The sequence below is a fragment of the Kitasatospora sp. NPDC030952 genome (genome assembly GCF_055571335.1).
Genome location: NZ_JBVIFM010000002.1, coordinates 574,953 through 598,963 on the forward strand (window position 1 = coordinate 574,953; position 24,011 = coordinate 598,963).

At 73.2% G+C, this 24,011-nt stretch carries 23 protein-coding genes; 9 read left to right on the top strand and 14 right to left on the bottom strand.

Annotated features, from left to right (window positions below):
• Window positions 1–2: 2 nt before the first annotated feature.
• Together ACZ47G_RS07270 and ACZ47G_RS07275 are read right to left on the bottom strand one after the other, a co-directional pair.
• Window positions 3–260, bottom strand: coding sequence for a hypothetical protein (locus tag ACZ47G_RS07270; RefSeq protein WP_465740468.1), 258 nt, complete (start codon window positions 258–260; stop codon window positions 3–5).
• The gene (locus ACZ47G_RS07275; RefSeq protein ID WP_465740469.1) at window positions 257–508 is read right to left on the bottom strand and encodes a hypothetical protein; all 252 of its coding nucleotides are present in this window, start codon (window positions 506–508) and stop codon (window positions 257–259) included. Before ACZ47G_RS07275 ends, ACZ47G_RS07270 begins: the two co-directional genes overlap by 4 nt.
• A gap of 90 nt (window positions 509–598) precedes the next feature.
• Here ACZ47G_RS07275 and ACZ47G_RS07280 point away from each other — a divergent pair, with 90 nt between their 5' ends.
• Entirely contained in the window at window positions 599–1,279 is a 681-nt protein-coding gene (locus ACZ47G_RS07280; protein WP_465740567.1) for an NADPH-dependent F420 reductase, read from the top strand.
• Between the two features lie 108 nt (window positions 1,280–1,387).
• Here ACZ47G_RS07280 and aspA read toward each other — a convergent pair whose 3' ends face one another.
• Complete coding sequence (gene aspA / locus ACZ47G_RS07285) at window positions 1,388–2,824, bottom strand: aspartate ammonia-lyase (protein WP_465740470.1); 1,437 nt, start codon at window positions 2,822–2,824, stop codon at window positions 1,388–1,390.
• A 153-nt stretch (window positions 2,825–2,977) separates the two neighbouring features.
• Here aspA and ACZ47G_RS07290 point away from each other — a divergent pair, with 153 nt between their 5' ends.
• Entirely contained in the window at window positions 2,978–3,427 is a 450-nt protein-coding gene (locus ACZ47G_RS07290) for an Lrp/AsnC family transcriptional regulator (RefSeq protein WP_465740471.1), read from the top strand.
• Window positions 3,428–3,505: 78 nt separating this feature from the next.
• A complete protein-coding gene (locus ACZ47G_RS07295) occupies window positions 3,506–4,543 on the top strand; it encodes a helix-turn-helix transcriptional regulator (protein WP_465740472.1) in 1,038 nt (345 codons plus the stop codon).
• Here the strand turns inward: ACZ47G_RS07295 and ACZ47G_RS07300 are convergent.
• The 7 genes from ACZ47G_RS07300 to ACZ47G_RS07330 form a co-directional block, all read right to left on the bottom strand.
• Window positions 4,534–5,526 (bottom strand): SDR family oxidoreductase, encoded by a 993-nt coding sequence (locus tag ACZ47G_RS07300; protein WP_465740568.1) that lies wholly within the window; start codon window positions 5,524–5,526, stop codon window positions 4,534–4,536. The genes ACZ47G_RS07295 and ACZ47G_RS07300 overlap by 10 nt on opposite strands.
• Window positions 5,527–5,614: 88 nt before the next feature.
• On the bottom strand, window positions 5,615–6,652 hold the full coding sequence (locus ACZ47G_RS07305) for a LacI family DNA-binding transcriptional regulator (protein WP_465740473.1): 1,038 nt from the start codon (window positions 6,650–6,652) through the stop codon (window positions 5,615–5,617).
• A gap of 69 nt (window positions 6,653–6,721) precedes the next feature.
• Window positions 6,722–8,539 (bottom strand): alpha-galactosidase, encoded by a 1,818-nt coding sequence (locus tag ACZ47G_RS07310; protein WP_465740474.1) that lies wholly within the window; start codon window positions 8,537–8,539, stop codon window positions 6,722–6,724.
• Between the two features lie 5 nt (window positions 8,540–8,544).
• A complete protein-coding gene (locus ACZ47G_RS07315) occupies window positions 8,545–9,372 on the bottom strand; it encodes a carbohydrate ABC transporter permease (protein ID WP_465740475.1) in 828 nt (275 codons plus the stop codon).
• Window positions 9,369–10,310, bottom strand: a complete 942-nt coding sequence (locus ACZ47G_RS07320; protein ID WP_465740476.1) for a carbohydrate ABC transporter permease — start codon at window positions 10,308–10,310, stop codon at window positions 9,369–9,371. Before ACZ47G_RS07320 ends, ACZ47G_RS07315 begins: the two co-directional genes overlap by 4 nt.
• Entirely contained in the window at window positions 10,307–11,647 is a 1,341-nt protein-coding gene (locus tag ACZ47G_RS07325; protein ID WP_465740477.1) for an ABC transporter substrate-binding protein, read from the bottom strand. The genes ACZ47G_RS07320 and ACZ47G_RS07325 overlap by 4 nt, the downstream gene beginning before the upstream one ends.
• 340 nt (window positions 11,648–11,987) lie before the next feature.
• On the bottom strand, window positions 11,988–12,581 hold the full coding sequence (locus ACZ47G_RS07330) for an isochorismatase family protein (RefSeq protein ID WP_465740478.1): 594 nt from the start codon (window positions 12,579–12,581) through the stop codon (window positions 11,988–11,990).
• Window positions 12,582–13,184: 603 nt separating this feature from the next.
• Between ACZ47G_RS07330 and ACZ47G_RS07335 the strand changes: the two genes are divergently transcribed.
• The 3 genes from ACZ47G_RS07335 to ACZ47G_RS07345 all read left to right on the top strand — a co-directional run bounded on the left by ACZ47G_RS07335 (window position 13,185) and on the right by ACZ47G_RS07345 (window position 16,298).
• Window positions 13,185–14,702: a S53 family peptidase gene (locus tag ACZ47G_RS07335; protein WP_465740479.1), complete on the top strand. Its 1,518-nt coding sequence runs from the start codon at window positions 13,185–13,187 to the stop codon at window positions 14,700–14,702.
• 257 nt (window positions 14,703–14,959) lie between these two features.
• On the top strand, window positions 14,960–15,709 hold the full coding sequence (locus ACZ47G_RS07340) for a phosphotransferase family protein (RefSeq protein ID WP_465740569.1): 750 nt from the start codon (window positions 14,960–14,962) through the stop codon (window positions 15,707–15,709).
• Window position 15,710: 1 nt separating this feature from the next.
• Entirely contained in the window at window positions 15,711–16,298 is a 588-nt protein-coding gene (locus ACZ47G_RS07345; RefSeq protein WP_465740480.1) for a hypothetical protein, read from the top strand.
• An 84-nt stretch (window positions 16,299–16,382) separates the two neighbouring features.
• Here ACZ47G_RS07345 and ACZ47G_RS07350 read toward each other — a convergent pair whose 3' ends face one another.
• Together ACZ47G_RS07350 and ACZ47G_RS07355 are read right to left on the bottom strand one after the other, a co-directional pair.
• Complete coding sequence (locus ACZ47G_RS07350; protein ID WP_465740481.1) at window positions 16,383–17,075, bottom strand: hypothetical protein; 693 nt, start codon at window positions 17,073–17,075, stop codon at window positions 16,383–16,385.
• Window positions 17,076–17,268: 193 nt separating this feature from the next.
• Window positions 17,269–17,982 carry an SDR family NAD(P)-dependent oxidoreductase gene (locus ACZ47G_RS07355; protein ID WP_465740482.1) on the bottom strand — a complete coding sequence of 238 codons (714 nt, stop codon included), beginning with the start codon at window positions 17,980–17,982 and terminating at the stop codon, window positions 17,269–17,271.
• 101 nt (window positions 17,983–18,083) lie between these two features.
• On the opposite strand from ACZ47G_RS07355, the gene ACZ47G_RS07360 reads away from it, so the two are divergent.
• Window positions 18,084–18,935 (top strand): helix-turn-helix transcriptional regulator, encoded by an 852-nt coding sequence (locus tag ACZ47G_RS07360; protein WP_465740483.1) that lies wholly within the window; start codon window positions 18,084–18,086, stop codon window positions 18,933–18,935.
• A 202-nt stretch (window positions 18,936–19,137) separates the two neighbouring features.
• Here ACZ47G_RS07360 and lysA read toward each other — a convergent pair whose 3' ends face one another.
• Window positions 19,138–20,484, bottom strand: coding sequence for a diaminopimelate decarboxylase (gene lysA, locus ACZ47G_RS07365; protein ID WP_465740484.1), 1,347 nt, complete (start codon window positions 20,482–20,484; stop codon window positions 19,138–19,140).
• 40 nt (window positions 20,485–20,524) lie between these two features.
• Window positions 20,525–20,707: a hypothetical protein gene (locus ACZ47G_RS07370; protein WP_465740485.1), complete on the bottom strand. Its 183-nt coding sequence runs from the start codon at window positions 20,705–20,707 to the stop codon at window positions 20,525–20,527.
• A gap of 368 nt (window positions 20,708–21,075) precedes the next feature.
• Between ACZ47G_RS07370 and kdpB the strand changes: the two genes are divergently transcribed.
• Window positions 21,076–23,256 carry a potassium-transporting ATPase subunit KdpB gene (gene kdpB / locus ACZ47G_RS07375; RefSeq protein ID WP_465740486.1) on the top strand — a complete coding sequence of 727 codons (2,181 nt, stop codon included), beginning with the start codon at window positions 21,076–21,078 and terminating at the stop codon, window positions 23,254–23,256.
• Between the two features lie 226 nt (window positions 23,257–23,482).
• Window positions 23,483–23,992 carry a universal stress protein gene (locus ACZ47G_RS07380; protein ID WP_465740487.1) on the top strand — a complete coding sequence of 170 codons (510 nt, stop codon included), beginning with the start codon at window positions 23,483–23,485 and terminating at the stop codon, window positions 23,990–23,992.
• The last annotated feature ends 19 nt before the right edge of the window (window positions 23,993–24,011 follow it).

The window sequence follows — 24,011 nt, forward strand, 5'->3', positions numbered from 1 at the left end:
GATCAGCGGTGCCGGAGGTCCACGAACGACCCCACCAGGCCGCCCAGCGCCACGGCGGGAATGATCGAGGCGTCCCAGGGCTGACCGGCCGCCACCCCCGAGGCCACCACCAGGGCGACGACGGCCGCCGTCGTCGCCCAGGCCGGCCGCGAACGCGGAAGCAGCGGAAGGGGCTTGCCGTTTCGCCGCAGCCGGGCCAGTTTGATGACGAGCAGGAGCACTGCGACCGCGAGCAGTGGCGGCACCATGTCGTGGGTCATGTCGCCAGGATGTCATGGATGGTGAAGAGTTGATCGAGCTGGGTGGGGTCGTCGATCCGGAAAACGGCTTCCTCGACGGCGAGTTGGAGGCGAGCGCCGCACAGCCAGTCCACGAAGGCCTGATACGGGGCACTCTGCTTGTCCCAGAAGGCATTCCACGGTTTGCGCCCTCCGCCGACCGCGAACTCGTACAGGCGCTCCACGGCGACCGGGGTGGTGAGGAGTTCCCATTCTGTTAGGTCAACCATGGGCTCCGGAGAACCACCCTGCGGGTGCTGCGGTGCGGGAACAGACGCGGTCACCGCGTGGTTGGGGCAGGGCGACGGGCCAGTCGGGCACTGCGAAGGGGTTCTCCCATGAAGATCGGCATCATCGGCGCGGGCAACATCGGCGGCAACCTGACGCGGCGTCTGACCGCGCTGGGCCATGACGTTTCGGTGGCCAACTCGCGCGGACCGGAGTCGCTGAAGGCCCTGGTCGAGGAGACGGGCGCCACGGCCGTGACGGCTTCCGAGGCGGCGAAGGGCGCGCAGGTCGTGGTGGTGACGGTGCCGCTGAAGCACGTGCCGGACCTGCCCGCCGGGCTGTTCGACGGCGCCGCCGAAGGGGTGGCGGTGATCGACACCGGCAACTACTACCCGAAGGAGCGCGACGGCCGGATCGACGCGATCGAGGACGGCGGGCTGACGGAGAGCCGCTGGACGGAGCAGCACCTGGGCCACCCGGTGGTGAAGGTGTTCAACGGCACCTACGCGCAGGACCTGCTGGAGCGCCCGCTCCCGGCGGGCGACCCCGAGCGGCTGGCCGTGCCGGTCGCCTCGGACGACGAGGCGGCGAAGGCGGTCGTGCGGGCGCTGGTCGACGAGTTGGGCTTCGACACCGTGGACGCGGGTGGCATCGACGAGTCCTGGCGGCAGCAGCCGGCCACGCCGGTCTACGGGCTGCGGGCCGGCGTCGAGGCCGTACGGCGGGCGCTCGCGGAGGCCTCCCCGGAGCGGCCGGAGGCCCACCGGGCCTGACGCGGCGGGAGCCGGACCGACTGAGGCCGCCCCTGCCCCCTCCCCCCGCGCCGGGCGGGGGCAGGGGCAGGGGCGGCTCCTCAAGGTGCTTCGTCCCAGGGCCTGGCGTCAGCTGCTGTGGGGGTGGGCGAGGTTGGCGGGACTGAGGATCTCGCCGAGCTGTGCCTGGGTGAGCAGGCCGCGGCGCAGCACCAGGTCGCGGACCGGGGTCCCGCTGGTCAGCGCCTCCTGGGCGATGCTGGTGGCGTTCTCGTAGCCGATGTGCGGGTTGAGCGCGGTGACCAGGCCGATCGAGCGGGCGACCTGCTCGGCGAGGTGGTCGCGGTTGGCGGTGATGCCGGTGACGCAGCGCTCGGCGAGGGTCAGGCAACCGGCCCGCAGGTGGGTGAGGCTCTTCAGCAGGCTGTGGGCGATGATCGGCTCGAAGGCGTTGAGCTGGAGCTGCCCGGCCTCCGCCGCGAAGGTGACGGTCAGGTCGTTGCCGATCACCTCGAAGGCGATCTGGTTGACCACCTCGGGGATCACGGGGTTGACCTTGCCCGGCATGATGCTCGAACCCGCCTGCACCGCGGGCAGGTTGATCTCTCCGAGGCCGGTGCGCGGGCCGGAGGAGAGCAGCCGCAGGTCGTTGCAGGTCTTGGACAGCTTGACGGCGACCCGCTTGAGCACGCCGGACAGCTGGACGAACGCGCCGGCGTCCTGGGTCGCCTCGACCAGGTCGCCGGCGACCTCCAGGGGGATCCCGGTGATCGCCCCGAGGTGGGCGCAGGCGGTGGCCGCGTAGGCGGGGTGGGCGTTGAGGCCGGTGCCGATCGCAGTGCCGCCGAGGTTGATCTCGCGGATCAGCGCGCAGGCCTCGGCCAGTCGCCCCCGGTCCTCCTCCAGCATCACGGCGAACGCGGCGAACTCCTGGCCGAGCGTCATCGGCACGGCGTCCTGGAGCTGGGTGCGGCCCATCTTCAGGACGTCCCCGAACTGCGCCGCCTTCGCGGCGAAGGCGTCGCGCAGCTCGGCCATGGCCGCCAGCAGCCCCTGGGCGGCGAAGTACAGGGCGATCTTGACGGCGGTCGGGTACACGTCGTTGGTGCTCTGCCCGGCGTTGACGTCCTCCAGGGGGTGGAGCAGCCGGTACTCGCCCCTGGTGTGGCCGAGCAGCTCCAGGGCGCGGTTGGCGACCACCTCGTTGGCGTTCATGTTGGTGGAGGTGCCCGCGCCGCCCTGGATCACGTCCACCACGAACTGGTCGTGGAGCCGTCCGGCGCGGATCTCCTCGCAGGCCGCCACGACGGCCCGCGCCTTGTCGTCCGCCAGCAGGTCCAGATCGCGGTTGGCCATCGCCGCCGCCTGCTTGACGCAGGCCAGCGCGGTCACCAGCTCCGGGTACGCCGACACCCTGGTCCCGGTGATCGGGAAGTTCTCCACCGCCCGGAGGGTGTGGATGCCGTAGTACGCGTCCACGGGTACGTCCCGCTCGCCGAGCAGGTCGTGCTCGGTGCGCGTCCCGGGGGCGTCCGACGGGTGGGAGGGGCGGAGGGCAGGCTGCATGACGGTGTCCGTGTCCGTTTCGAGGGGTTTGCGAGGGTCGCCGGTCGTTCGGCGCGGGGCCCCCGGCGCCGGGCGCAACATTACGGCGAAACGGTCGCAATGGGTGTGCGAGTGTCTGCGGGGGCGGCCCGGACGGTGGCAGATAATGGCTGCATGGATTCGATCGACAGCAGTATCTTGCGGGAGCTCCAGAAGGACGGCCGGCTGACCAACCAGGAGCTCGCCCAGCGCGTGGGTCTCACCGCCTCCCCCTGCCTGCGGCGGGTGCGGCAGCTGGAACAGGACGGCGTGATCGAGGGCTACCGGGCGGTGGTCAACCCGCAGGCGATCGGCCGCAGTTTCGAGGTGCTCGTGTCGATCGAGCGCGACACCACGATGGTCGCCGCCTTCGAGGAGGAACTCCTGACCATCCCGGACGTGGTGGAGGCGTACCGCCTGATGGGCAGCCCCGGCTGCCTGCTGCGCGTCGCGGTCGCCGACCTGGCGGCCTACGAGAAGCTGTGGACCGAACGGCTGACCCGGCTCCCCGGCGCCACCGCCGTCAACTCGCAGATCATCATGAAGCCGATCAAGCAGCGGGACGGCCTCCCGGTGGACAGCTGATCCACCGCCCGAAGGAGGGGCGGTCCTCGCAAGGGCGGTCCTCGCAAGGGCGGTCCTCGCAAGGGCGATCCTTGGAGCATGCGCGCCGCCCGCCTGATCCGCATGGCCCTCCTGATCCAGTCGAACCCCGGCCTGACCGCCGTCGCACTCGCCCGCGAACTGGAGGTCTCCGAGCGGACCGTGATCCGCGACGCCCAGGCGCTCCAGGAGGCCGGCCTCCCCGTCCGGTCGGAGCGCGGCCGGGTCGGCGGGTACTTCCTGGCCCCGGGCTACCGGACCCGGCTGACCACCCTCCACCCGAGCGAGGCGGAGACCCTGTTCCTGTCGGGGCTGCCGACGGCCCTGCGGGACCTCGGCCTCGCGGACGCGGCGGACACCGCCCGGCTGAAGCTCACCGCGACCCTGCTCCCATCGGTGCGCGAGGCCGCCGAGTCGTCGGCGCGGCGCTTCCACCTCGACGCCCCGGCCTGGTTCCGGGAGCCGTCCACGCCCGAGTTGCTGCCGGACCTCGCCCGCGCCGTGTGGGCCGACCGGGCCGTCGAGCTGGCGTACGCGCGGCCCGGCCGGGACGGCTCACCGCCCGCCACGGTGACCCGGGTGGTCGAGCCGTACGGGCTCGTGCTGAAGGCCGGCACCTGGTACGTCGTGGCCCGGGCCCGAACCCCGGACCCTGCTGAGGCCTGGCGCACCTACCGCGTCGACCGCGTCACGGCACTCGCCCCCGCCCCCGGCGGCGAGGAGCCGTTCGTCCGCGACGCCGCCTTCGACCTGGCCGCGCACTGGCGGGAGCGCTCGGCCGCCTTCGCCCGGGCGCTGCTGCGCGCCACGGTCACGCTCCGGCTGACCGAACGGGGGCTGCGCCGCCTGCCGGACGTGGTGGACGGGGCCGCCGTCGAGGAGGCGCTGGCCTCCGCGAGCGCCCCGGACCCGGCCGGGCGGGTCACCCTCAACCTGCCCGCCGAGTCCGAGGACGTCGCCTTCGACCAGCTGTCCCGGCTCGGCGCGGACGCCGAGGTGCTGGCCCCGGCCGCGCTGCGCGAACGTTTCCGCGAGCGTGCGGCGGCGCTGGCCGCCCTCTACCGGGACGGCTCCGGGGAGGGCGAGGGTCAGCGGTAGTCCTCGACGGAGGCCTCCTTCCCGCCGTGGACGACGTCCTCGAAGTACGCCCAGGCGTCCGGCCGGCTGCCGTCCACGTCCGTCACCCCGTACACCCGGGCGAGTTCTCCGCTGGAGGTGGACCGGCCGTTCCACCGCTCGGCGCGGTCCGGGTCGGCGGCCAGCGCCGCGACCCCCCGGGCCAGGTACTGCGGGGACTCGGCGATCGCGTAGGTCGGCTCCTGGGCGATCGCGTCGCGCCAGTTCTCCTCGCGGACGCCGAAGTGGGCGAGCATCTGCTCCGAGCGCAGGAAGCCCGGCGAGACCGCGACCGCCGCGCCCCCGTACTCCGCCAACTCCTGGCCCAGGCCGAACGCGAGCCGGATCGGGGCGTTCTTCGCCAGGTCGTAGTACATGTTCTCGCGGTAGCGGCGGTTGGCGTGCGCGGTGCCGTCGGTCACCTCCAGGTGCAGCGGCGCGTCGGAGCGGATCAGCAGCGGCAGCAGCAGCGCCGCCGTGATCACGTGCGAGCGCACGCCGAGCTCCAGCATCCGCAGGCCGTCGGCCAGTGGGGTCTCCCAACTCCGCTTCCCGAACACGGATCCGGCGAGGAGGTGCTCGCCGCCCCACAGGTCGTTGACGAGGATGTCGAGCCGGCCCTGCTCCCGGTCGATCCGTTCGACCAGGGCCCGCACCTGGGCCTCGTCCAGGTGGTCGGTGGGGACCGCGATCCCCGGTCCGCCGACCGCGGTGACCAGTTCGGCCGTCTCCTCGATGGTCTCGCCGGCCCGGCCGACCTCGCTGACCCGGGCCCGGGTGGTGCGGCCGGTGACGTACACCGTCGCACCGGCCCGGCCCAGCTCGACGGCCAGCGCGCGCCCGGCCCCGCGGGTGGCGCCGGCCACCAGCGCGATCCGGCCGGCGAGCGGGGGTGCGGAGCCGTCCCGGTCCTCTCGACGCGGGCCCTGGGCGTTCCCGTCCGCGTTGTCGCCCTCGTTGCTCATGTCCTCGTTGTTCATGTCCTCGTTGCTCATGTCCTCGTTGCTCATGTCATCCATCGTTCACGGCAAACCCGACAGAACACGTCACCCTTTACGGGTGGTCGCCCGTCCGGCCCGAACTCGCCCGCACCATCAGCTCGGTGGCCAGCTCCAGCCCCTCCGTCGGCCCGGCCGCCCCGCGCACCTGGTCGAGCAGCCGGGCCACCAGCGCGGTGGCGATCGCCCGCAGCGGCAGCCGGACGGAGGTCAGCGGCGGGTGCAGGTGCGGGCAGAGCGGGGTGTCGTGGAAGCCGGTGACCGCGACGCCGCCCGGGCCGACCGCGAGCCCCTCCGCCCGCACCGCCTCGTACGCGTCCAGGGCCAGCAGGTCGCTGCCCGCCACCACGGCGGTCGGGCGGTCCGGCCCGCGCAGCAGGGCCCGTACGGCCGTCGGCTCCGGGCCGTCCGCCGTGACGGCGGACAGCCCCAGCCGGTGCGCCTCGGCGCGGAAGCCCGCCCGGCGCGCGGCCATCCAGGGCAGGTGCTCGGCCGCTCCGAGGTAGCCGATCCGGCGGTGGCCGAGGGCGGCGAGGTGGCGGACCACGGCGGCCGTCGCCGTGTCGTTGGCGATGTCCACCCAGTGCTGCGGCTGGGCCGGCCCGGTCCGGCCGAAGGCGACGAACGGGACGCCGAGCCGGGCGACGTGATCGACCCGGGCGTCCTCGGGCAGGACGTCCGCCAGGACCAGCCCGTCGACCTGACGGGCCGCCACCAGTTCCTCGATGGCGGCCCCCGGGTCGGCCGTGCCCCGGGCGGGGCGGAACAGCAGCACCCGCTGCCCCTCGGCCCCGGCCGCGTCGACCAGCGCCTCCAGGAAGCCGGCCATCAACGGGTTGGGGTCGTGGGGGTCGTCCGCCGGGGCGAGGTAGCCGAGGGTGCGGCGGGCGCCGCTGCGCAGCGAGCGGGCCGACTGGTCCGGCTGGTAGCCGAGTTCGCGGATCGCCGCACTCACCCGCTCCAGGGTCTCCCGGCGGAGCAGTTGCGGGGCGTTGAGCGCGTTGGAGACGGTCTGCCGGGACACCCCGGCCACGCGGGCGACCTCCTCGATGGTGCTGGCGCCGCGACGCGGTCGGTGCGCTCCCTCCGACATGCGGTCCTCCAGGTGTGCGGGGTGTGCGGGGCCTGCGGGGCGGGTGGTTCCCGCAAGGCCGGTGGGGCGTCAGGCGCGGCGCAGGGTGAGCAGCCCGCCGCGCGGCACCGCGACGGTGTCCGTCCGGTCGAGGTCGACCTCGCCCTGCCGGACGATACGCCCCCGGGCGTCCTGGACGGTGAGGGCGGCCGTCCCGCTGCCGCCGGTCAGCCGGACGTCCGGGTCCGGGTCGGCGTTGGCCACCAGCAGGGTGTGCCAGTGCGGGTCCGAGGCGTCCACCGGCAGCGCGGCGTACCGGGCGATCGCGACCGTCCCCTCGCCGAGGGCGGTGACCAGCGGGTAGCCGAGGTCCGGCCGGCTCGGGCGCAGTTCGCCGAGTTGCAGGGTGTCGAGGTGCTCGCGGCAGACGCCCAGCCAGAAGGCGATCGCCGCGCGCTGCCCGGCGGTCTGGGCGGCGAGGTCGACGGAGATCTGCGGCACCGAGAACAGCACGTTGATCAGATGGCAGGCGATCTGCTCCGGCAGCTCGGCCGGGTGCCACATCAGCATGTCCGAGTGCACCGGTACCGGCCCGGCAGCCAGCCGCAGGTCGACGGTGCGCTGCCGGTTCTCCTGCGGGCTGAGCGGGCAGTCGGTGGCCCGGATCATGGTGACGTACGGCCACAGGCCGGGGCTGACGTACGGCTGGCGGTGCTCGATCATCGCCTCCGGGTCGGCGGCGGTGATCCGGGCGCGGATGGCGGCGAGCAGCTTGCGCACGCCCTCGTCCACGTCGGCGCAGTCCGCCTCCGGGCCGGCCGGCGGGGGGTCGGCGCGGGCGAACCAGTCGACGAAGTCGACCTTGAGCCCGTCCATGCCCCACTCCTCGACGGCCCGGGCCAGCCGGTCGGTGAGGAACGAGCGGACCTCGGGGTGGCGCGGGTCGGCGACGACCGCGCCCAGGTGGGCGACGTCGGCGAGGGCGTGCCCGCCGATCGTCCGGTGGGCGGCGCTGTCCTTGCCGATGAACGGCAGCGCGTACCAGAGCAGGTAGCGGACGCCGAGGTCGTGGACGCGCCGGACGTGCGCGGCGGTGTCGGGCAGCGAGAGCGGCTCCCAGTCGCCGCAGTGGGCGTAGCCGCGGGTGCGGTCGGCGGTCATCCAGCCGTCGTCGACGATGATCACGTCCAGGCCGAGTTCCTTGCCGAGCGCGGCCTGGGTCTCGATCCGCTCGGGCGAGACGTCCTGGTGCATCGAGTACCAGGTGGAGTAGGCGGGGCGGCGGGCGGCGTCCGGGATGACGGCGGTGCGGCCCCGGCCCGACCAGGCGGTGAGGTCGGCCAGGCACCGGGCGAAGTGCCGGCCCGAGGTGTCGATGCGGACGGTGAGCCGGCCCTCGGCCCCGGCCCAGAAGCGGAACTCGCCGCTCTCCTCGACCACTCCGGCCCCGGCCAGCACGTCGGGCCGGTCGGCCGCGAAGGCGCAGCGGGCGGTGTCCCCGGTGGCGACCAGCGCGGCGATCGGGGCGCCGGAGGCGAGGCCGGTGCGGCGCGGGGCGCTCCAGGCGGCGGGCAGCCAGCCGGTGCCGCGCGGTTCCGGGGTCCAGAAGGAGGTGGCGTCCACGCAGGGCACCCGCCATTCGATCCGGACCTCGGACGGCCCTTCGGCGGTTACCTCGACCACCCCGTCGGCGATCTCCCGGACGCGGCCGGCGCCGCTCACCCGCAGGTCCAGGCCGGGGGCGGCGAGCGGGCTCAGCGGGCCGGCGGCGGGGGCGTGCGGTTCCCAGACGGCGGTCGCGGGCTCGGGCTCGGGCTCTGTCGCCGTCTCGGGCTCTGTCGCGGTCCCGGGCTCTGTCGCGGTCTCGGTCCCGGTCTCGGGCTCTGTCACGGTCTCGGGCTCGGTCATGCCGCTCAGCCTTTCGTGGCGCCGGCCAGCAGGCCGGAGATGAACTGCCGCTGGAGGACCAGGAAGAGGACCATCATCGGCAGGGTGGACAGCGCGGTGCCGGAGAGGATGGCGCCGTAGTCGGTGGTGGCCTGGTTGCCGTAGAGGGTCGCGAGGGCGACCGGCAGGGTGTGCATCTCCGGGCTGCGCAGGGCGATCAGCGGCCAGACGAACTGGTTCCAGGAGCCCAGGAAGAGGAAGATCGAGAGCGCCGCGAGCACCGGCCGCATGACCGGGACGACGACGTTCCACAGCACCCGGAACTCGCCCGCGCCGTCGACCCGCGCGGCGTCCAGGAGTTCGTCCGGCAGGCCGGCCAGCGACTGGCGCATCAGGAAGATCGCGAACGGCACGCACAGGCCGGGCAGGATGATCGCCTGGTAGGAGTCCAGCAGGCCGAAGTTCGTCATCATCGTGAACAGCGGTACCAGCATGACCTGTTCGGGCACCACGAGAGTGGAGAGCAGCAGCGCGAACAGCAGGGTGCGGCCGCGGAAGCGGAACTTGGCGAAGGCGTAGCCGGCCAGCAGGGCGACCACCAGTGCGCCGAGGGTCTGGATCCCGGCCACCAGCAGGGAGTTGCCGAGCACCCGGAGCAGGCCGATCCGGTGGTCGAGCCGGTGCAGGTTCTCGCCGAGGCCGCCGCCGGGCAGCAGGTGCGGCGGCCAGTCGAAGATCTCGGTGTCCTTGCGGGTGGTGGAGATCAGCAGCCAGTAGAAGGGGGCGACGGAGAGCCCGGTGAGGCCGGCCAGCAGGAAGGTCAGCGGCCAGCCGCGGAGCTTCTTGGGGTTCATCGGTCCTTGTCCCCCATCAGGCGCGTCTGGACCGCCCCGAGCACGGCCACCAGCAGGGTGAGCGCGTAGGCGATGGCGGAGGCGTAGCCGAAGTCGAAGTAGCGGAAGCCGTTCTGGTACAGGTACATGGAGACGGTCAGGGTGGCGTTGTCCGGCCCGCCGCCGGTCAACACGTACGGCTCGTCGAAGAGTTGGAGCGTGCCGATGGTGGAGAGCACCACGGTGAACAGCAGCAACGGGCGCAGCGCCGGGACGGTGATCGCGGTGAAGCGCCGGACCGGCCCGGCGCCGTCGACCATCGCGGCCTCGTACAGCTCCCTGGGGACGGACTGCAGGCCGGCCAGGTAGATGACGGCGTTGTAGCCGGTGTAGTGCCAGGTCAGCACCAGGACGACGGACATCCGGGCCCAGAACGGCTGCCCGAGCCAGTCGACGGCGGGCAGGTCGACGGCGTCCAGCAGCCAGTTGACGGCGCCGTCGTCGCGCCTGAGCAGGAAGGCGAACATCACGCCGGTGGCGACCAGGCCGGTGACGGCGGGCATGAAGACGCCGAGCCGCCAGACGGCCCGCCAGCGCACCAGGGCGGAGTTGATGCCGACGGCCAGCAGCAGGGCCAGCCCGAGCATCAGCGGGACCTGCACGACGAGGATCTCGCCGGTGTTGCGCAGGGCCGTCCAGAACAGCGGATCGTCCAGCAGGCGGCGGTAGTTGGCCAGGCCTGCGGGGCGGGTGGCGGCGCCGGAGCCGGTGGTGAAGGAGAGCAGCAGCGAGTCGACGACCGGGTAGGCCTTGAACACCCCGAAGGTGAGCAGGGCGGGGGCGAGCAGCAGGTACGGCAGGGCGGTGCGGCGCAGGCGGGCCCGGCGGTGGGCGCGCTCGGTACGGCGGGCGGGGCGGGCCGGCCCGGTGAGGACGGGGGGCGGGGCGGTGGCGGTCATGCGATGGTGCGCCCGGTCTGCTGGGCGAGCTGCTTGGCGGCGTCCTGGAGGACGGTGGCCGGGTCGCCGGCCTTGAGGAAGACCTTGGTCTGGGCGTCGCCGGCCAGCTTGAGGGCGCGGGCGTAGTCGCCGGAGTAGTTGGTCGGGTCGCCGCCGTCGGTGGCCAGTTCGGTGAAGGTCTTCAGCGGGGACTGGCCGCCGTAGTAGTCGCTGGGCTTCGCGTACATCGGGTCGGCGTAGGCGTCCAGGAGGGCGGGGAAGACGCCGCCGCCGTTGAACATGGCGTTCACCGAGGCGGGGCGGGTGAGCGCGTACTCGACGAACTTCCAGGCGGCGCGGCGGCGCGGGCTGCCGGCGGAGACCGCGAGGTGGGTGGAGTTGACCAGGGCGGTGCGCTTGCCGCCGGGGGTGACGGCCGGGGGCTTGGCGAGGCGCCAATTCCCGCCCTGGTCGGCGAACTTGGCCTCCAGGTAGTGCACCGCCCAGGCGGGCATCGGGGCGACGGCGAGCTTGCCGGCCCTCATCAGGGTGGCCCAGCCCTGGTCGCCGGGGGCGTCGGCGACCAGCCCGGCGTCGTCCAGGCTCTTGAGGGTGGCCAGGGCCCGGACCTCCGGCTGGGAGCCGAGGGTGATCCGGCCCTGGAGGTCGAAGTAGAAGGCGCCCTGGAGCTGCATCAGGGACTGCACGAAGTCCAGGTCGGGACTGGGGTTGGCGGCCTTGTTGATGCCGATCAGCGAGATGCCGGGGTTGGCGGCCTTGAAGCGGTCGGCGACCGCCGTCAGGTCGTCCCAGGTGGCGAAGGTGGTGGGGTCGAGGCCGGCCTTGTCGAAGTAGTCCTTGCGGTAGAAGAAGCCGAGCGGGTTGACCTCCCAGGGCAGCGCGTAGGCGTGGCCGTCCTTGCCGGTGACGACCGGCCACAGGCCCTTGGCGAACTTGTCCTTGTGGGCGTCGGCGCCGAAGCCGGAGAGGTCCGCGAGACCGCCGGGGAACTTCTCCAGGTAGCCGGGGAGGTAGTCGCAGCCGATGTGCAGGACGTCGCCGAGGCCCTGGCCACCGGCCGCCAGACCGACGGTGATCTTGTCCCAGATGGCGGGGTTGCCGATGTCCTGGACGTCGACCTTGATGCCGGGGTTGTCCTGCTCGAAGGCCGGGACGACGGCACGCAGGGCGGCGGCGGCCGTGGCCCAGGACCAGACGGTGACGGTGCCGGTGTCGGCGTCCCCGCCGGCGGCGCTCCCGGAGCCGGAGCCGCAGGCCGCGAGGGTGCCGCCGGCGGCGAGGGCCAGCAGGCCGGCTCCGGAGGACCGGAGCAGGTCGCGACGGGAAAGGTGTGACATTGCATTCCTCCCGATGGGGTGGCGCTGTGCGGGAACGGGGCGGGCGGGGGGCGTACGGGGTTCGCTGGGATTCGCGCGGATGTGTTCGCGCGTCCGTGTATTCGCGTATTCGCGTGCTCGTCCATGGATTTGAACGTTCAAAACCACAAAACAAACCAGAACCCAACAGATTCGCACGAGCGGGAGACAGCAAACGCCTCCGCTCACCACGCCGTCAAGACCCCGGCCCCGGGAGGACGGGCACCGCAACCGTTCCGTTACCGCCCCTCACCTCCGCCCGGACGGAGGCGAGGGACCTCCGTCCGAGCCCGGCGAGCGGTCTCCGCCGACGGCGCCCGGCTCAGCTGCGGACGACCGGGGCTCCCGTCAAGTCCACGCCGGCGCTGCGCAGTTCGGTGAGGGCCGCGTCGGTGGTGTCTGCCGCCACGCCCGCCGTGTAGTCCAGCAGCACCCGGGCGTCGAAGCCGGCCCGCCGGGCATCCAGCGCCGTGGCCTTGACGCAGTGGTCGGTGGCGATGCCGACCACGTCGACGGCGTCCACACCCCGGTCGTGCAGCCAGTCGGCGAGCGGGGTGCCGTCGGCGGTGAAGCCCTCGAAACCGCTCTTCGAGGCGGAGTGGGCGCCCTTGTAGAACACCTCGTCCACCGCGCCGGCCTCGACGGCCGGGGTGAAGGCCGGGTGGAACTCGCCGCCCTCGGTGCCGACCACGCAGTGCACCGGGAAGGAGTCGTGGAAGTCGGGCTGCTCGGAGAAGTGGCCGCCGGGGTCGACGTGATGGTCCCGGGTGGCCACCACCCGGGACCAGCCCTCCCGCTCCGGCCCCTGGATCAGCGCGGCGATCGCCCGTGCCCGGTCGGCCCCGCCGCCGACCGGCACGCTGCCGCCCTCACAGAAGTCCTTCTGCACATCCACCACGATCAGCGCGCGCGTCATCGAACGGCCTTTCCTCCGGGGGGTCCCACCGATTCGCGGCCCAGCTTGGCGTGTTGACGGCCGTAGACGAAGCAACCGGGCGGCCGTTCACTCGAACGGGTTCGGGCGCCCGACGGAACCCCGAACCGGGGGGCGCCCGGCGCGCCTTGACGATGGCGCCGGGGCACACGACGGGGCGCCATGGGGTGGGCTCCCGTTCCATGTCCCCCGCTGTCCCCGCCATCCCCCGCCGTCCCCGGCCGTCCCCGGCCTCCGTGCTTCACGGCACGGTCCCCCGGCTACTACGTGATCGCCGAAGCGGGCTGTCCGGCCGGCACCGGTCGGCAAGAATCGGGTGAGAAATCTCCCCGCTCCACCTCCCACCCGACTGTGTTCGGACGAAGGAACCCTGGCAGACCTGCCGACGGAAGCCGCCCGCGCGGACCGGGGCCGGTCGGGTGGGAGAACCGGTGCGCGACGGGCCATTGAGACTGCACCGCCGCCGCGCCTACACTCGCCGCCGTCCGTGACCTCGCGTCCCGGACGCCCCCACGTACCCGGTGTCGTCGGATCCGACCCGGGTCCCGGGCCGATGTCCCCCAACCATCCCTCATGGAGGACTACTTGAAGGCTCCAACCATCCGCCGGATGCTGCTGGCCGGCGTGAGCGGCCTGGCCCTCGCGGCCTCCGGCGCGTTCGCCGTCCCGACGGCCGTCAGCGCGGTCGGCGCCGCCGCCGACTACCCGACGGTGCACCCCGCCGTGGCCGACTACCTCCAGGTGTCGGCGAGCACCACTCCCCCCACCCAGGCGCAGTGCGCCTCGGCGGGCCGCCGCTGCTTCTCCCCACAGGCGATCAGGGCCGCCTACAACCTCGGTCCGCTGTACGCGAGCGGGTTCGACGGCCGGGGCCAGACCATCGCCATCTTCGACTCCTACGGCAGCGACACGATGGCGCACGACCTGCACGTCTTCGACCAGGCCCTCGGCGTCGCCGCGATGTGCGGCGAGGAAGGCGTGACCTGCCAGCCGGGCATGCCGACCTTCAGCGAGCTGCACGTCCAGGGCGATCCGGCCACCACCCCGCCGCCGTCCACCAGTCAGGGCACCGGCCAGGAGAGCAAGGCCGGCTGGGCGCTCGAAGTCGCCCTGGACGTCGAGACGGCGCACGCGATGGCCCCCGGGGCCAACATCCTGCTGGTCTCCACGCCCACCGCCGAGACCCTCGGCGTCCAGGGCCTGCCCGCCCTGATGAACGCCGAACAGTACGTGGTCGACCACCACCTGGCGAACGTCATGTCCCAGTCCTTCGCCTCCGCCGAGGGCGCGTTCGCCAGCTCCCAGTCGATCGAGCCGCTGCGGCACGCCTTCAAGTCGGCGGCCCTGAACGGCGTCACGGTGCTCGGCTCCTCCGGCGACAGCGGCACGACCGGCTCCGAGAAGACCCCGGTGAAGCAGGGCGGCTCCACCCTGCCGTACCCCTCGGTGGAGTGGCCGGCCTCCGACCCGCTGGTGACCGGCGTCGGCGGCACCTACCTGTGCACCGACCCCAACGCGGCCGGCGGCCGTAGCGTGGACAGCACCGACAACCCGGCCGCCTGCCAGAGCCACTCCGGCTCCGCCGAGGTCGGTTGGACCAACTCGGGCGGCGGGTTCAGCCAGGTCTTCGACAAGCCCGGCTACCAGTCGACGCTGCCCGGCGGCTCCACCGCGATCGGCGCCAAGCGCGGCGTCCCGGACATCTCCCTGCAGGCCGCCTCCAGCACCGGCGCGCTGGTCTACCTGTCGCTGCCGCCGGACGGCAACTCGGGCCTCAAGTGCGGTGGCACGCCGTGCAGCACCGGCTGGTACGACATCGGCGGGACGTCGCTCTCCTGCCCGCAGTGGGCCGGCCTGGTCTCAATCGCGGACCAGATCAACGGCGGCGGCCTCGGCCAGATCAACCCGGCCCTGTACAAGCTGGCCGCTGACCCGGCCAAGTACGCGGCCGACTTCAACGACGTGACCCTCGGCAACAACACCACCGACCCGACCGTCCCGGGCTACCCCGCCACCACCGGCTGGGACCCGGTCACCGGCCTCGGCACGCCGAACGCGGCCACCCTGCTGCCCGACCTGGTCAGCGCCGTCCGCGCCGGCTGACACCGGCCGGCCGGCCATGCCTCGCCCCGTCGAGCGTGCGGCTCGACGGGGCGAGGTCATCGCGTCCCGTTCCGTCAGCAGGGCCCGGGCACTGGTCCGGGCACTGCTGACGGAACGGACCGGCCGGACACCCAGCGCACCCTGCGCGCCGATGCGTCACGGCCTGCCGGGCTGAGCGGCGCACGCGGAAATCCCCGCGACGGCCGCGGTCGCCCCGGGGAACAATGACCGCCGTGGACGAAGCCATGAAAGAAGCCGTGGAAGAAGTCGAGGTCGTCGTCGCCCACAACGAGCGGGCGACCCTGCGGGTCGGCGAGGTGTTCCTGAAGGTCGACGCCGATCGGGCGCGCGCCGAGACCGAAGCCGCGGCCATGGCGCTGGCGCCCCTCCCGACGCCCGAGATCCTCTGGCACCAGCCCCCGGTGCTCGCTCTGGCCGCCCTCCCGGGGGTGGCGCTCGGCCACCTCGGCGAGCCGTCGACGGCATCGCCCGGGGCCTGGGCCGCGGCGGGCGCCGCCGTACGGAGGCTGCACGAGGCACCCCTACCGCCCTGGCCCGGCCAGAGCCTCGACTCGCTCACGGCAGAGCTCGACAGCAAGTGCGAGTGGCTCGTCGACCACGGCGTCCTGCCCACCGAACTGGTCGCGGTCAACCGCCGGATCGCCGGGACCGCGCTCCGGTCGTGGACGCCGGTGTTCACGCACGGCGACCTCCAGGCCTCCCATGTGTTCGTCGACGGCGAGGAGATCACCGGCGTGATCGACTGGTCCGAGGCGGGCCCGGGCGACGCCCTGTTCGACCTCGCCATCCTGACGCTCGGCCACGAGGAGCACCTCGCCGACGTCCTGGCCGGTTACGGGACCGACGTCGACGTCGACGTCGACGTCGAGGTGATCCGCGCGTGGTGGTCGCTGCGGAGCCTGCTGGCGGTCCGCTGGCTGGTCGAGCACGGCTTCGATCCATCCGCGCCGGGCTGCGAGATCGACGTACTGAAATCCCGGCTCTGACATGGGACTCGACTACAGCTACGAGATCTTCGTACCGGCCCGGAACGTCGCCCGCGCACTCGCCCAGGTCGCCGAGCTGGCGCCGCCGAACCGCCGCAACCCGCCGCTCACGGTCACTCTGCCGGGCGGCGACCGGGTCGTCGTCCCGTTCACCTCCAACTTCCGCAGCGCGCCGGTGGATTGCTCGGCGGGCGGCGCGCTCGATCTGGACACCGTCCTCCTGTTCGGTGCCGATGACGTCATACGCGAGTACTTCGAGGGTCGTACGGCGGAGTTCGACGAGCTCGGGAGGATCGCGGTCGGATACATCTACCTCACCGTCCGGTTCGCGCCCACGCTGCACCCCCGCCATGCATCGCTGCAGTTCACCGCGGCCTCCTCGGGGATGAGCCGGATGTTCGAGCGGTCCGCGAGCGTCAGGTCGGTGTTCACCGGCCTCACCGCCGCCGCCGACGGGGTGTGCTGCCTGCTCGACACCGAGACCGACGTCTTCGAGATCTGCTGGCTGGACGGCCGGGAGGACCGTGACACGGTTCCCGGCCCGCGCTTCGCGAGCCACCGTGCCCTGGTGGCCGCCTGGCCCCACTGAGACCCGGTCGCGCGAGAAGTCGGCCCGGCCGACTTCTCACCCTTCGCCTCATGAGCCGTCGCAGAAGCGCTGCATGATGGACCATCAGCTGCCGGTCGACGAATGCGTTCCCGTCCGACCCGACTCGGCAACAGCGCTTCGGCGGTCGGCCCGGCCGAGCCCGGCAGCGCTGACACCGTTGATCCACACCGCGGCCAGCAGCCGCCACAGGGGTTCCACCACGGCCACCGCGGGCACCACGAGCGAGACCAGGGATATCAGCAGCAACGGGCCCACGACGACACCGAACCGGACCAGCCAGCGCGGCCGGAGCCCCTCGGCGAGCGCGCGTCGCGAGACCGACCACAGCAGCCCGGCGAGCCCGGCCAGGTGGATCGGACCGCCGATCACCAGGGTGAGCCGCGCGAGCACCAGCAGCGTGCCGTCCCCCGCACTGCCCGCGACCACCGCCAGGGACAGCGCCAGCCCACTCGATAACGCGAAGGCCCCGGCGGCGAGCCAGGTCGCGTACCTCGCCCGGCGACCGGCGCCCACCGCGGCGGACGCACCGAGGCCGAACCGCAGCAAGCCTCCGGCGGCGATCAGTTGGAGCAGCGATGACACCGTGACCGCCGTACCGCTCTGGTCGTAGTAGTCCCTCAACTGGCCCGCCGTGGCGGTGGGCAGGTAGACGGAGCTCCGGGACAGCACCGCCCCGAGGACCAAGCTGATGACGAAGCCGACCACGAAGACCGGCCCGCCCCGGCGCCACCCCGCGCGCGAAGTCCTTCTGTCCATGTCCCCCTCATTCCGAGTCCGACCACACAGCCGCACCTGCGTCGGCGGAGGTCGTGCGCCTCCCGACGCGGCTGTGCCCAGCAAACCCGGAGCCCTCGTACGCCGTCGTCGTACCAGTGGAGGGAGTTCCGCTACTCCCCGGGGAGTAGCGCCGCGCCGGCGTCGGCAGGGGCGGCCGTCGTGGGCGGGTCGGTCACCAGGGCAGCGGGCCCTCCGCGTCGGTGTAGGTACCGGTGGGGCCGTCCGGGGTGAGGCCGGCCATGCGGACGATGATCTCGGCGCCCTGTTCGACGCTCTGGATGCCGGTGTTGCCGTTGAGGTCCGTCATGGTGAAGCCGGGCTCGACGGCGTTGATGCGCATGTTCGGGAACGCCTTGGCGTACTGCACGGTGACCATGTTGACGGCGGCCTTGGAGGCCGGGTAGGCGACGCCGGGGTACGTGTAGGTGGGGGTGCCGGCGGTGGTGACGCGGGTGAGTGAGGCCAGGCCGCTGCTGAGGTTGACGACGACGGGGGCGGCGGAGCGCTGCAGCAGCGGGAGGAACGCGTGGGTGACGCGTACCGTGCCGAAGACGTTGGTCTCGAACGTGCTCCGCATCAGGTCGGCGGTGAGGTCCGCGGCACCGATGATGCCGTTGTCCTCGGTCCGCTCCTCCACGCCGGCGTTGTTGACCAGCACGTCCAGGCCGCCGTCGGCCTCGATGGTCCTCGCCGCCGCGGCGACCGAGGCGTCGTCGGTGATGTCGATGACGACCGGCCGCGCGCCCGCGCCCAACTGCTCGGCGGCGCGCCGCCCACGCTCGGGGTCCCGGCTGCCGATGTACACGGTGTGGCCCGCGGCGATGAGTCGACGGGCGGTCTCGAAGCCGAGCCCCTTGTTCGCTCCGGTGATCAGTGTTGTGGTCATGCCTCCACGATGCTGCGCGGCGCTGCCGTCAGCCAGGCGTCCGGCCTTCCTGGGACTCCGAGTACCAGGCACCCGCGGGTGGGGTGGTGCACAGTGGTGGCATGGCGACGACGGAGTTCGGACGGGCGGTGCGGCGCTGGCGTGACCGGGTCCCGCCGGAGGCGGCCGGCCTGCCGGTGGGCGGCCATCGGCGCGCGGCCGGACTGCGCCGGGAGGAGCTGGCGCTGCTGGCCGGGATCTCGGTCGACTACGTCACCCGCCTCGAACAGGGCCGGGCGACCAACCCGTCGGAGCAGGTCGTCGAGGCGCTGGGGCGGGCGCTGCGACTGAACGCGGAGGAGCGTGAGCACCTGTTCCGGGCCGCCGGGCTGGTGGCGCCGGGACGCGGCACGGTGCCCGCCTACCTCACGCCCAGCGTGCAACGGATGTTGGACCGGCTGACCGGCACACCCGTCGCGGTCTCCGACGCGGCGTGGACGCTGCTGCTGGCCAATCCGCTCTACACCGCGCTGATGGGCGAACGGCACGGCAAGGAGCGCAACGGGGCGTGGCGGAACTTCCTCGGCTCGGGCAGTCGGGTCCGCCACACGCCGGAGTCCCGGCGAGCGTTGGAGACCGCGGTCGTCTCCGACCTGCGGGCGACGGCGAGCCGCTACCCGGCGGATCCGCGGCTGCGGCGTCTGATCGCCGATCTGCGCGGCAACAGCGAGCGGTTCGCCGAGCTGTGGGACTCCGGCGCGGTGGGACACCATGAGGCCTCGCGCAAGACCATTGACCACCCGCAGGTGGGATCACTGACGCTGGACTGCGACGTGCTCAGCGTCGCGGGCAGCGATCTGCGGATCATGGTCTACACGGCCGAACCCGGCACCGAGGACGCCGAACGGCTGGCGCTGCTGGCGGTGATCGGTACGCAGGCACTGGTGAAAGCCGCCGGGGACGGCGTCGGGTGAAACCACCGGGGCGGATCGGCTCAGCTGCCGAGCTCGGCAGCGCGGCGGGCGCAACGGGTCCAGCGGGCGCGGCGGGTCCAGCGGGCGTGGCGGGTCCAGCGGGCGTGGCGGGCGAGGACGCCCCCGCGATCTTCATTGCTTGAGTAACAGACCTGCGCGAGAAGTCGGCCCGGTCGACTTCTCGCGCAGCATCCGTCCGGTGTCAGCGGCCGACTTCGCGCAGGCGGAAGTCCTCGACGGTCTCCCGCCGGATCAGCAGCCGGGCCCGGCCGTCCTTCACCGCTGCCACCGCCGGGCGGCCGACCAGGTTGTAGCCGGAGGCCATCGACAGCTGGTACGCCCCGGCCGCCGGGACGGCCAGCAGGTCGCCCGGGCGCAGGTCGGCGGGGAGCACCGCATCGCGCACGAGTACGTCCCCGGCCTCGCAGTGCCGCCCGACCACGTCCACCCGGGCCGCGCCCGCCTCCGAGCGACGGCCCACCAGGCGGACGCTGTACGGGGACCCGTACAGGGCGGGGCGAGGGTTGTCGCTCATGCCGCCGTCCACGGCGACGAAGGTGCGGCCGTCCGCCGTGTGCTTGACCGAGAGCACCCGGTAGACCGCCACGGCGGCCGGGCCGACGATGGCGCGGCCGGGTTCGACGGTCAGGCGGGGCACGTCCAGTCCGGTCTCGGCGCAGCGGACCGCGAGCCGGTCGGTCACCCGGACGGCGAACTCGGCGAGGTCGAACTCGGCGTCTCCCGGGAGGTACTTGATGCCGTGGCCGCCGCCCAGGTCGAGCTCGCGCAGCTCGACGCCGTGCCGGTCGCGCACCTCCGCGAGCAGGCGCACCAGCGCGTCCATCGCCTGGAGGTACGGCTCGACCGAGGTGATCTGCGAGCCCAAGTGGCAGTGCAGACCGACCAGTTCCAGCCCCGGCTGGTCGAGCACCCGGGCGATCGCGTCGGCCGCGTCGCCGCCCTCGATCGGGAAGCCGAACTTCTGCCCGCCGACCGCCGTCCGCACCTTGGCGTGGTGTCCGGCGGCGATCCCGGGGACGACCCGGACCAGCACCTTCTGCGGGGTGTCCGCCGCCACCAGCGCCGCCAGCCGGGCGATCTCGGCCGGGCCGTCGATCACGATCCGGCCGACCCGCAGCCGCCGCGCGAGGCGCAGTTCCTCCGGGGACTTGGCGTTGCCGTGCAGCAGGATGCGCTGTGCCGGGAAGCCCGCCGAGACGGCCAGCCAGAGTTCGCCGGCGGAGCAGACGTCCAGGCCGAGGCCCTCCTCCGCCGCCCAGTCGGCCATCGCGCTGCAGAGGAAGGCCTTGGCCGCGTAGAGCACGTCGGCGTGCGGCAGCGCCCGCCGGTACGCCCGGGCCCGGGCCCGTACCTCGCCCTCGTCGAGCACGTACAGCGGGGTGCCGAACCGCTCGGCGGCCTCCGCCAGCCCCACCCCGCCGACCAGCACCTCGGCTCCCGGGCCGGGCCGCGCCGAGGCCGGCCAGGGGCCGCCGAGCGCGTCGCCGGGGGCGGGGGTCGAAACCGGTGGGGCGATCAGCTGGGTCATGGCGACTACTCCTGCGGATGGTCGGGAAAGGTGGCTCGGGTCAGTCTTCGTAGTGCAGGGCGAAGCGGCAGTGCGCCGGGCGGGTGCGGGCCCGGTCGACGGTGCCCGGCCGGGGTGAGGGCGGCTCGGGCTGGTCCTGGCGGTCGGTGGCGGGCAGCAGGCGGACGGTGCGCGCGGGCGGCTGGGCGGCGTCGACGTCGATGACGGCGGTGGCGGTGGTCACGGCGGGGCTCCTCGGGAGGCGTCGGCGGGCCGTCGTCCGGCGGCCCCGGATCCAGTGGAGACCCTCCGGCCTCGGTTCGCACCCGGCCTTGACGCACGGCCTACGCATCGGGGGCGTACCTTGACGACTTCCTGACATGCCCTTCGTGCCGGGCCCGCGAACGGGTGTTCGTGCAGATGGGGAACCGGATCGATCATGATGTCAGGGAACTGTCAAGAACCGGCGCTTCCCCGCCAAGCCCGCGTCAAGAGCCGCATGACCCGGCGGAATCCGGTGGTGGGCTGGCCGCCGTCCCCCGTCGCCACCGAGCCCGCCGCCCCGCCGCTGAGAAGCCGAGGAAGGGGCGGCCCGGAAGGTCCCCCGAGACGATGCGCCGTTCGGCCCTCACCACACCGGATGCCACCGCCCCCCGAACCGACTGGTTCCGTCGCCCGGAGCCCGCCACCCCGGAGCCGCCACACCCCAGCCACCGTCCGTCGACCCCCGGGGGCCGCCGCGCCCTGATCACCCGGCAGCAGCTCGCCGAGGCCCTGCCGGCCGCCGTCCGCAAGCTCCACCCGCGCACCATGATGCGCAACCCGGTGATGCTGGTGGTCGAGACCGGCTCGGCGCTCACCACGATCAACGCCGTCCTCCAGCCGAGCGTGTTCGCCTGGGTGATCTCCTTCTGGCTGTGGCTGACGGTACTGTTCGCCAACCTCGCCGAGGCGGTGGCCGAGAGCCGGGGCAAGGCGCAGGCCGACTCGCTGCGCCGTGCCCAGGCCGGCATGACGGCCCGACGGCTGCCGCACTGGCGGGTCGGCACCCGCGACCACCGCCACGAGGTCGTCCCCGCCGAGGAGTTGACGCTGCACGACATCGTGCTGGTGCCCGCCGGGGAGGCCGTCCCACGGGACGGCGAGGTGGTCGAGGGCGTCGCGAGCGTGGACGAGTCCGCGATCACCGGCGAGTCCGCGCCGGTGATCCGCGAGTCCGGCGGCGACCGCACGGCCGTCACCGGGGGGACGAAGGTGCTCTCCGACCACCTGGTCGTCCGGGTCACCTCCCGCCCCGGGCAGAGCTTCGTGGACCGGATGATCGCCCTGGTCGAGGGCGCGAACCGGCAGAAGACGCCGAACGAGATCGCCCTCAACATCCTGCTGGCCTCGCTCACCATCGTCTTCCTGCTGTCCGTGGTCTCGCTCCAGCCGATGGCGATCTACGCCCATGCCCCGCAGACGACCGTCGTACTGGTGGCGCTGATGGTCGCGCTGATCCCGACCACCATCGGCGCGCTGCTGTCCGCGATCGGCATCGCCGGGATGGACCGGCTGGTCCAGCGCAATGTGATCGCCCTGTCCGGCCGGGCGGTCGAGGCCGCGGGCGACGTGGACGTGCTGCTGCTGGACAAGACCGGCACCATCACCCACGGCAACCGCCGGGCCGTCGCCCTGCACCCGCTGCCCGGCGCGACCACCGAACAGCTCGCCGAGGCCGCCCAGTTGGCCTCCGTCGCGGACGAGACCCCGGAGGGGCGCTCAATCGTGGAACTGACGGACCGTCAGTACTGGGTGCCACCGAGGGCCCCCGGCGAACTCGGCGAGCAGCGGCCCGTCCCGTTCACCGCGCACAGCCGGATGAGCGGCGTCGACCTCATCTGGCCGGACGGCACCGGCTGCCTGATCCGCAAGGGCGCGGCCGCGGCCGTGGCCCGCTGGGTGGTGGACTCCGGCGGCCGGATGCCGATGGAGGCGAAGCCACTGGTCGACCGGATCGCCGCGGCCGGCGGCACCCCGCTGCTGGTCGCCGTGCACGACCGGCACGGCGCCCGGGCGCTCGGCGTGGTCGAGCTCAAGGACGTGATCAAGGAGGGCATCGCCGAACGCTTCGCCGAGCTGCGCCGGATGGGCATCCGCACCGTCATGGTCACCGGCGACAACCCGCTGACCGCCCGGGCGATCGCCCGGGAGGCCGGGGTGGACGACTTCCTGGCCGAGGCCACTCCCGAGGACAAGCTCGCCCATCTCAAGCGCGAACAGGCCGCCGGCAACATGGTGGCGATGACCGGCGACGGCACCAACGACGCGCCCGCCCTCGCCCAGGCCGACGTCGGCGTCGCGATGAACTCCGGCACCCCGGCCGCCAAGGAGGCCGGCAACATGGTCGACCTCGACTCCAACCCGGCGAAGCTCATCGACATCGTCCGGGTCGGCAAGCAACTCCTCATCACCCGGGGCGCGTTGACCACCTTCTCGATCACCAACGACGTGGCCAAGTTCTTCGCGATCATCCCCGCGATGTTCGCCCACGCCTACCCCGGGCTGCACGACCTCAACATCATGGGCCTGCACAGCCCGCAGTCCGCGATCGCCTCCGCGATCATCTTCAACGCGCTGATCATCGTCGCCCTGATCCCGCTCGCCCTGCGCGGCGTGCGCTACCAGCCCGCCTCCGCGACCGACCTGCTCCGGCGCAACCTGCGGGTGTACGGACTGGGCGGGCTGATCCTGCCCTTCCTCGGCATCAAGGCGATCGACCTGCTGATCGAGTTCGTGCCCGGACTGGGCTGACCGGCGCCGCAGTCAGGGGCGCCGCTGTCAGGGGCACCGCGGTCAGGGGCACCACAGTCAGGGGGCCGTCAAGAAGTGGGCGACCGGCGTCATGGAGGTGTCAGCGCCGGTACGGACGGGTCGGTTCCGGGATTCACTGGAGGCATCCGGTGCAAGGAGCAATCGACCGGCAGGACTCGACCGAAGAGCTACCGAAGAGCTACCGGAGAGACGGAGGCGAACGGCCATGACCGGGACCACGAGCGGGACCACCAACGGCACCACCCGAGTGATCGTCGGCCTGAGCGGGTCACTGAGCAGTCTGGCCGCCCTCTACCACGCCGTCGGCGAGGCGGCGCGGAACGCGGCCGTGCTGGTGCCCGTCGCCGCCTGGACGACGGGCGACAGGGACGACCTGCGCCCGCTCTCCGAGCTGGAGCACGCCGCCCGTCGCCGCCTGGACATCGCCTTCGAGCAGGCCTACGGCGGCTACCCGTCCGGCCTGGTCATCCACCCGGTGGTGGTGAACGCCGAGCCGGGGCCCGCCCTGGTCGCCGCCGTCACCGGACCGGACGACCTGCTCGTCCTCGGCGCGGCCACCCGGCGCCGCTTCGACCGGCTGCGTGGCACCTCCGTCGCCCGGCACTGCCGGCACCGGGCCGGTTGCCGGGTGATCGAGGTCTCGCCGTCGGCGCTGCTGACCCGGCTGGAGCTGCCCGCCCGTACCGGCGCACCGCTGCCGCTGCTGGCGCGGTAGCGCCCACCGACGCCCCGCC

Coding starts and splice junctions, on each gene's coding strand:
- ACZ47G_RS07325 (WP_465740477.1), bottom strand. CDS start 11,647: ATGTCACACCTTTCCCGTCGCGACCTGCTCCGGTCCTCCGGAGCCGGC.
- ACZ47G_RS07300 (WP_465740568.1), bottom strand. CDS start 5,526: ATGAGCAACGAGGGCGACAACGCGGACGGGAACGCCCAGGGCCCGCGT.
- ACZ47G_RS07310 (WP_465740474.1), bottom strand. CDS start 8,539: ATGACCGAGCCCGAGACCGTGACAGAGCCCGAGACCGGGACCGAGACC.
- ACZ47G_RS07380 (WP_465740487.1), top strand. CDS start 23,483: ATGACCGGGACCACGAGCGGGACCACCAACGGCACCACCCGAGTGATC.
- lysA (WP_465740484.1), bottom strand. CDS start 20,484: ATGACCCAGCTGATCGCCCCACCGGTTTCGACCCCCGCCCCCGGCGAC.
- ACZ47G_RS07355 (WP_465740482.1), bottom strand. CDS start 17,982: ATGACCACAACACTGATCACCGGAGCGAACAAGGGGCTCGGCTTCGAG.
- ACZ47G_RS07290 (WP_465740471.1), top strand. CDS start 2,978: ATGGATTCGATCGACAGCAGTATCTTGCGGGAGCTCCAGAAGGACGGC.
- ACZ47G_RS07275 (WP_465740469.1), bottom strand. CDS start 508: ATGGTTGACCTAACAGAATGGGAACTCCTCACCACCCCGGTCGCCGTG.
- ACZ47G_RS07315 (WP_465740475.1), bottom strand. CDS start 9,372: ATGAACCCCAAGAAGCTCCGCGGCTGGCCGCTGACCTTCCTGCTGGCC.
- ACZ47G_RS07305 (WP_465740473.1), bottom strand. CDS start 6,652: ATGTCGGAGGGAGCGCACCGACCGCGTCGCGGCGCCAGCACCATCGAG.
- ACZ47G_RS07295 (WP_465740472.1), top strand. CDS start 3,506: ATGCGCGCCGCCCGCCTGATCCGCATGGCCCTCCTGATCCAGTCGAAC.
- ACZ47G_RS07320 (WP_465740476.1), bottom strand. CDS start 10,310: ATGACCGCCACCGCCCCGCCCCCCGTCCTCACCGGGCCGGCCCGCCCC.
- aspA (WP_465740470.1), bottom strand. CDS start 2,824: ATGCAGCCTGCCCTCCGCCCCTCCCACCCGTCGGACGCCCCCGGGACG.
- ACZ47G_RS07345 (WP_465740480.1), top strand. CDS start 15,711: ATGGGACTCGACTACAGCTACGAGATCTTCGTACCGGCCCGGAACGTC.
- ACZ47G_RS07330 (WP_465740478.1), bottom strand. CDS start 12,581: ATGACGCGCGCGCTGATCGTGGTGGATGTGCAGAAGGACTTCTGTGAG.
- ACZ47G_RS07350 (WP_465740481.1), bottom strand. CDS start 17,075: ATGGACAGAAGGACTTCGCGCGCGGGGTGGCGCCGGGGCGGGCCGGTC.
- ACZ47G_RS07360 (WP_465740483.1), top strand. CDS start 18,084: ATGGCGACGACGGAGTTCGGACGGGCGGTGCGGCGCTGGCGTGACCGG.
- ACZ47G_RS07270 (WP_465740468.1), bottom strand. CDS start 260: ATGACCCACGACATGGTGCCGCCACTGCTCGCGGTCGCAGTGCTCCTG.
- kdpB (WP_465740486.1), top strand. CDS start 21,076: ATGCGCCGTTCGGCCCTCACCACACCGGATGCCACCGCCCCCCGAACC.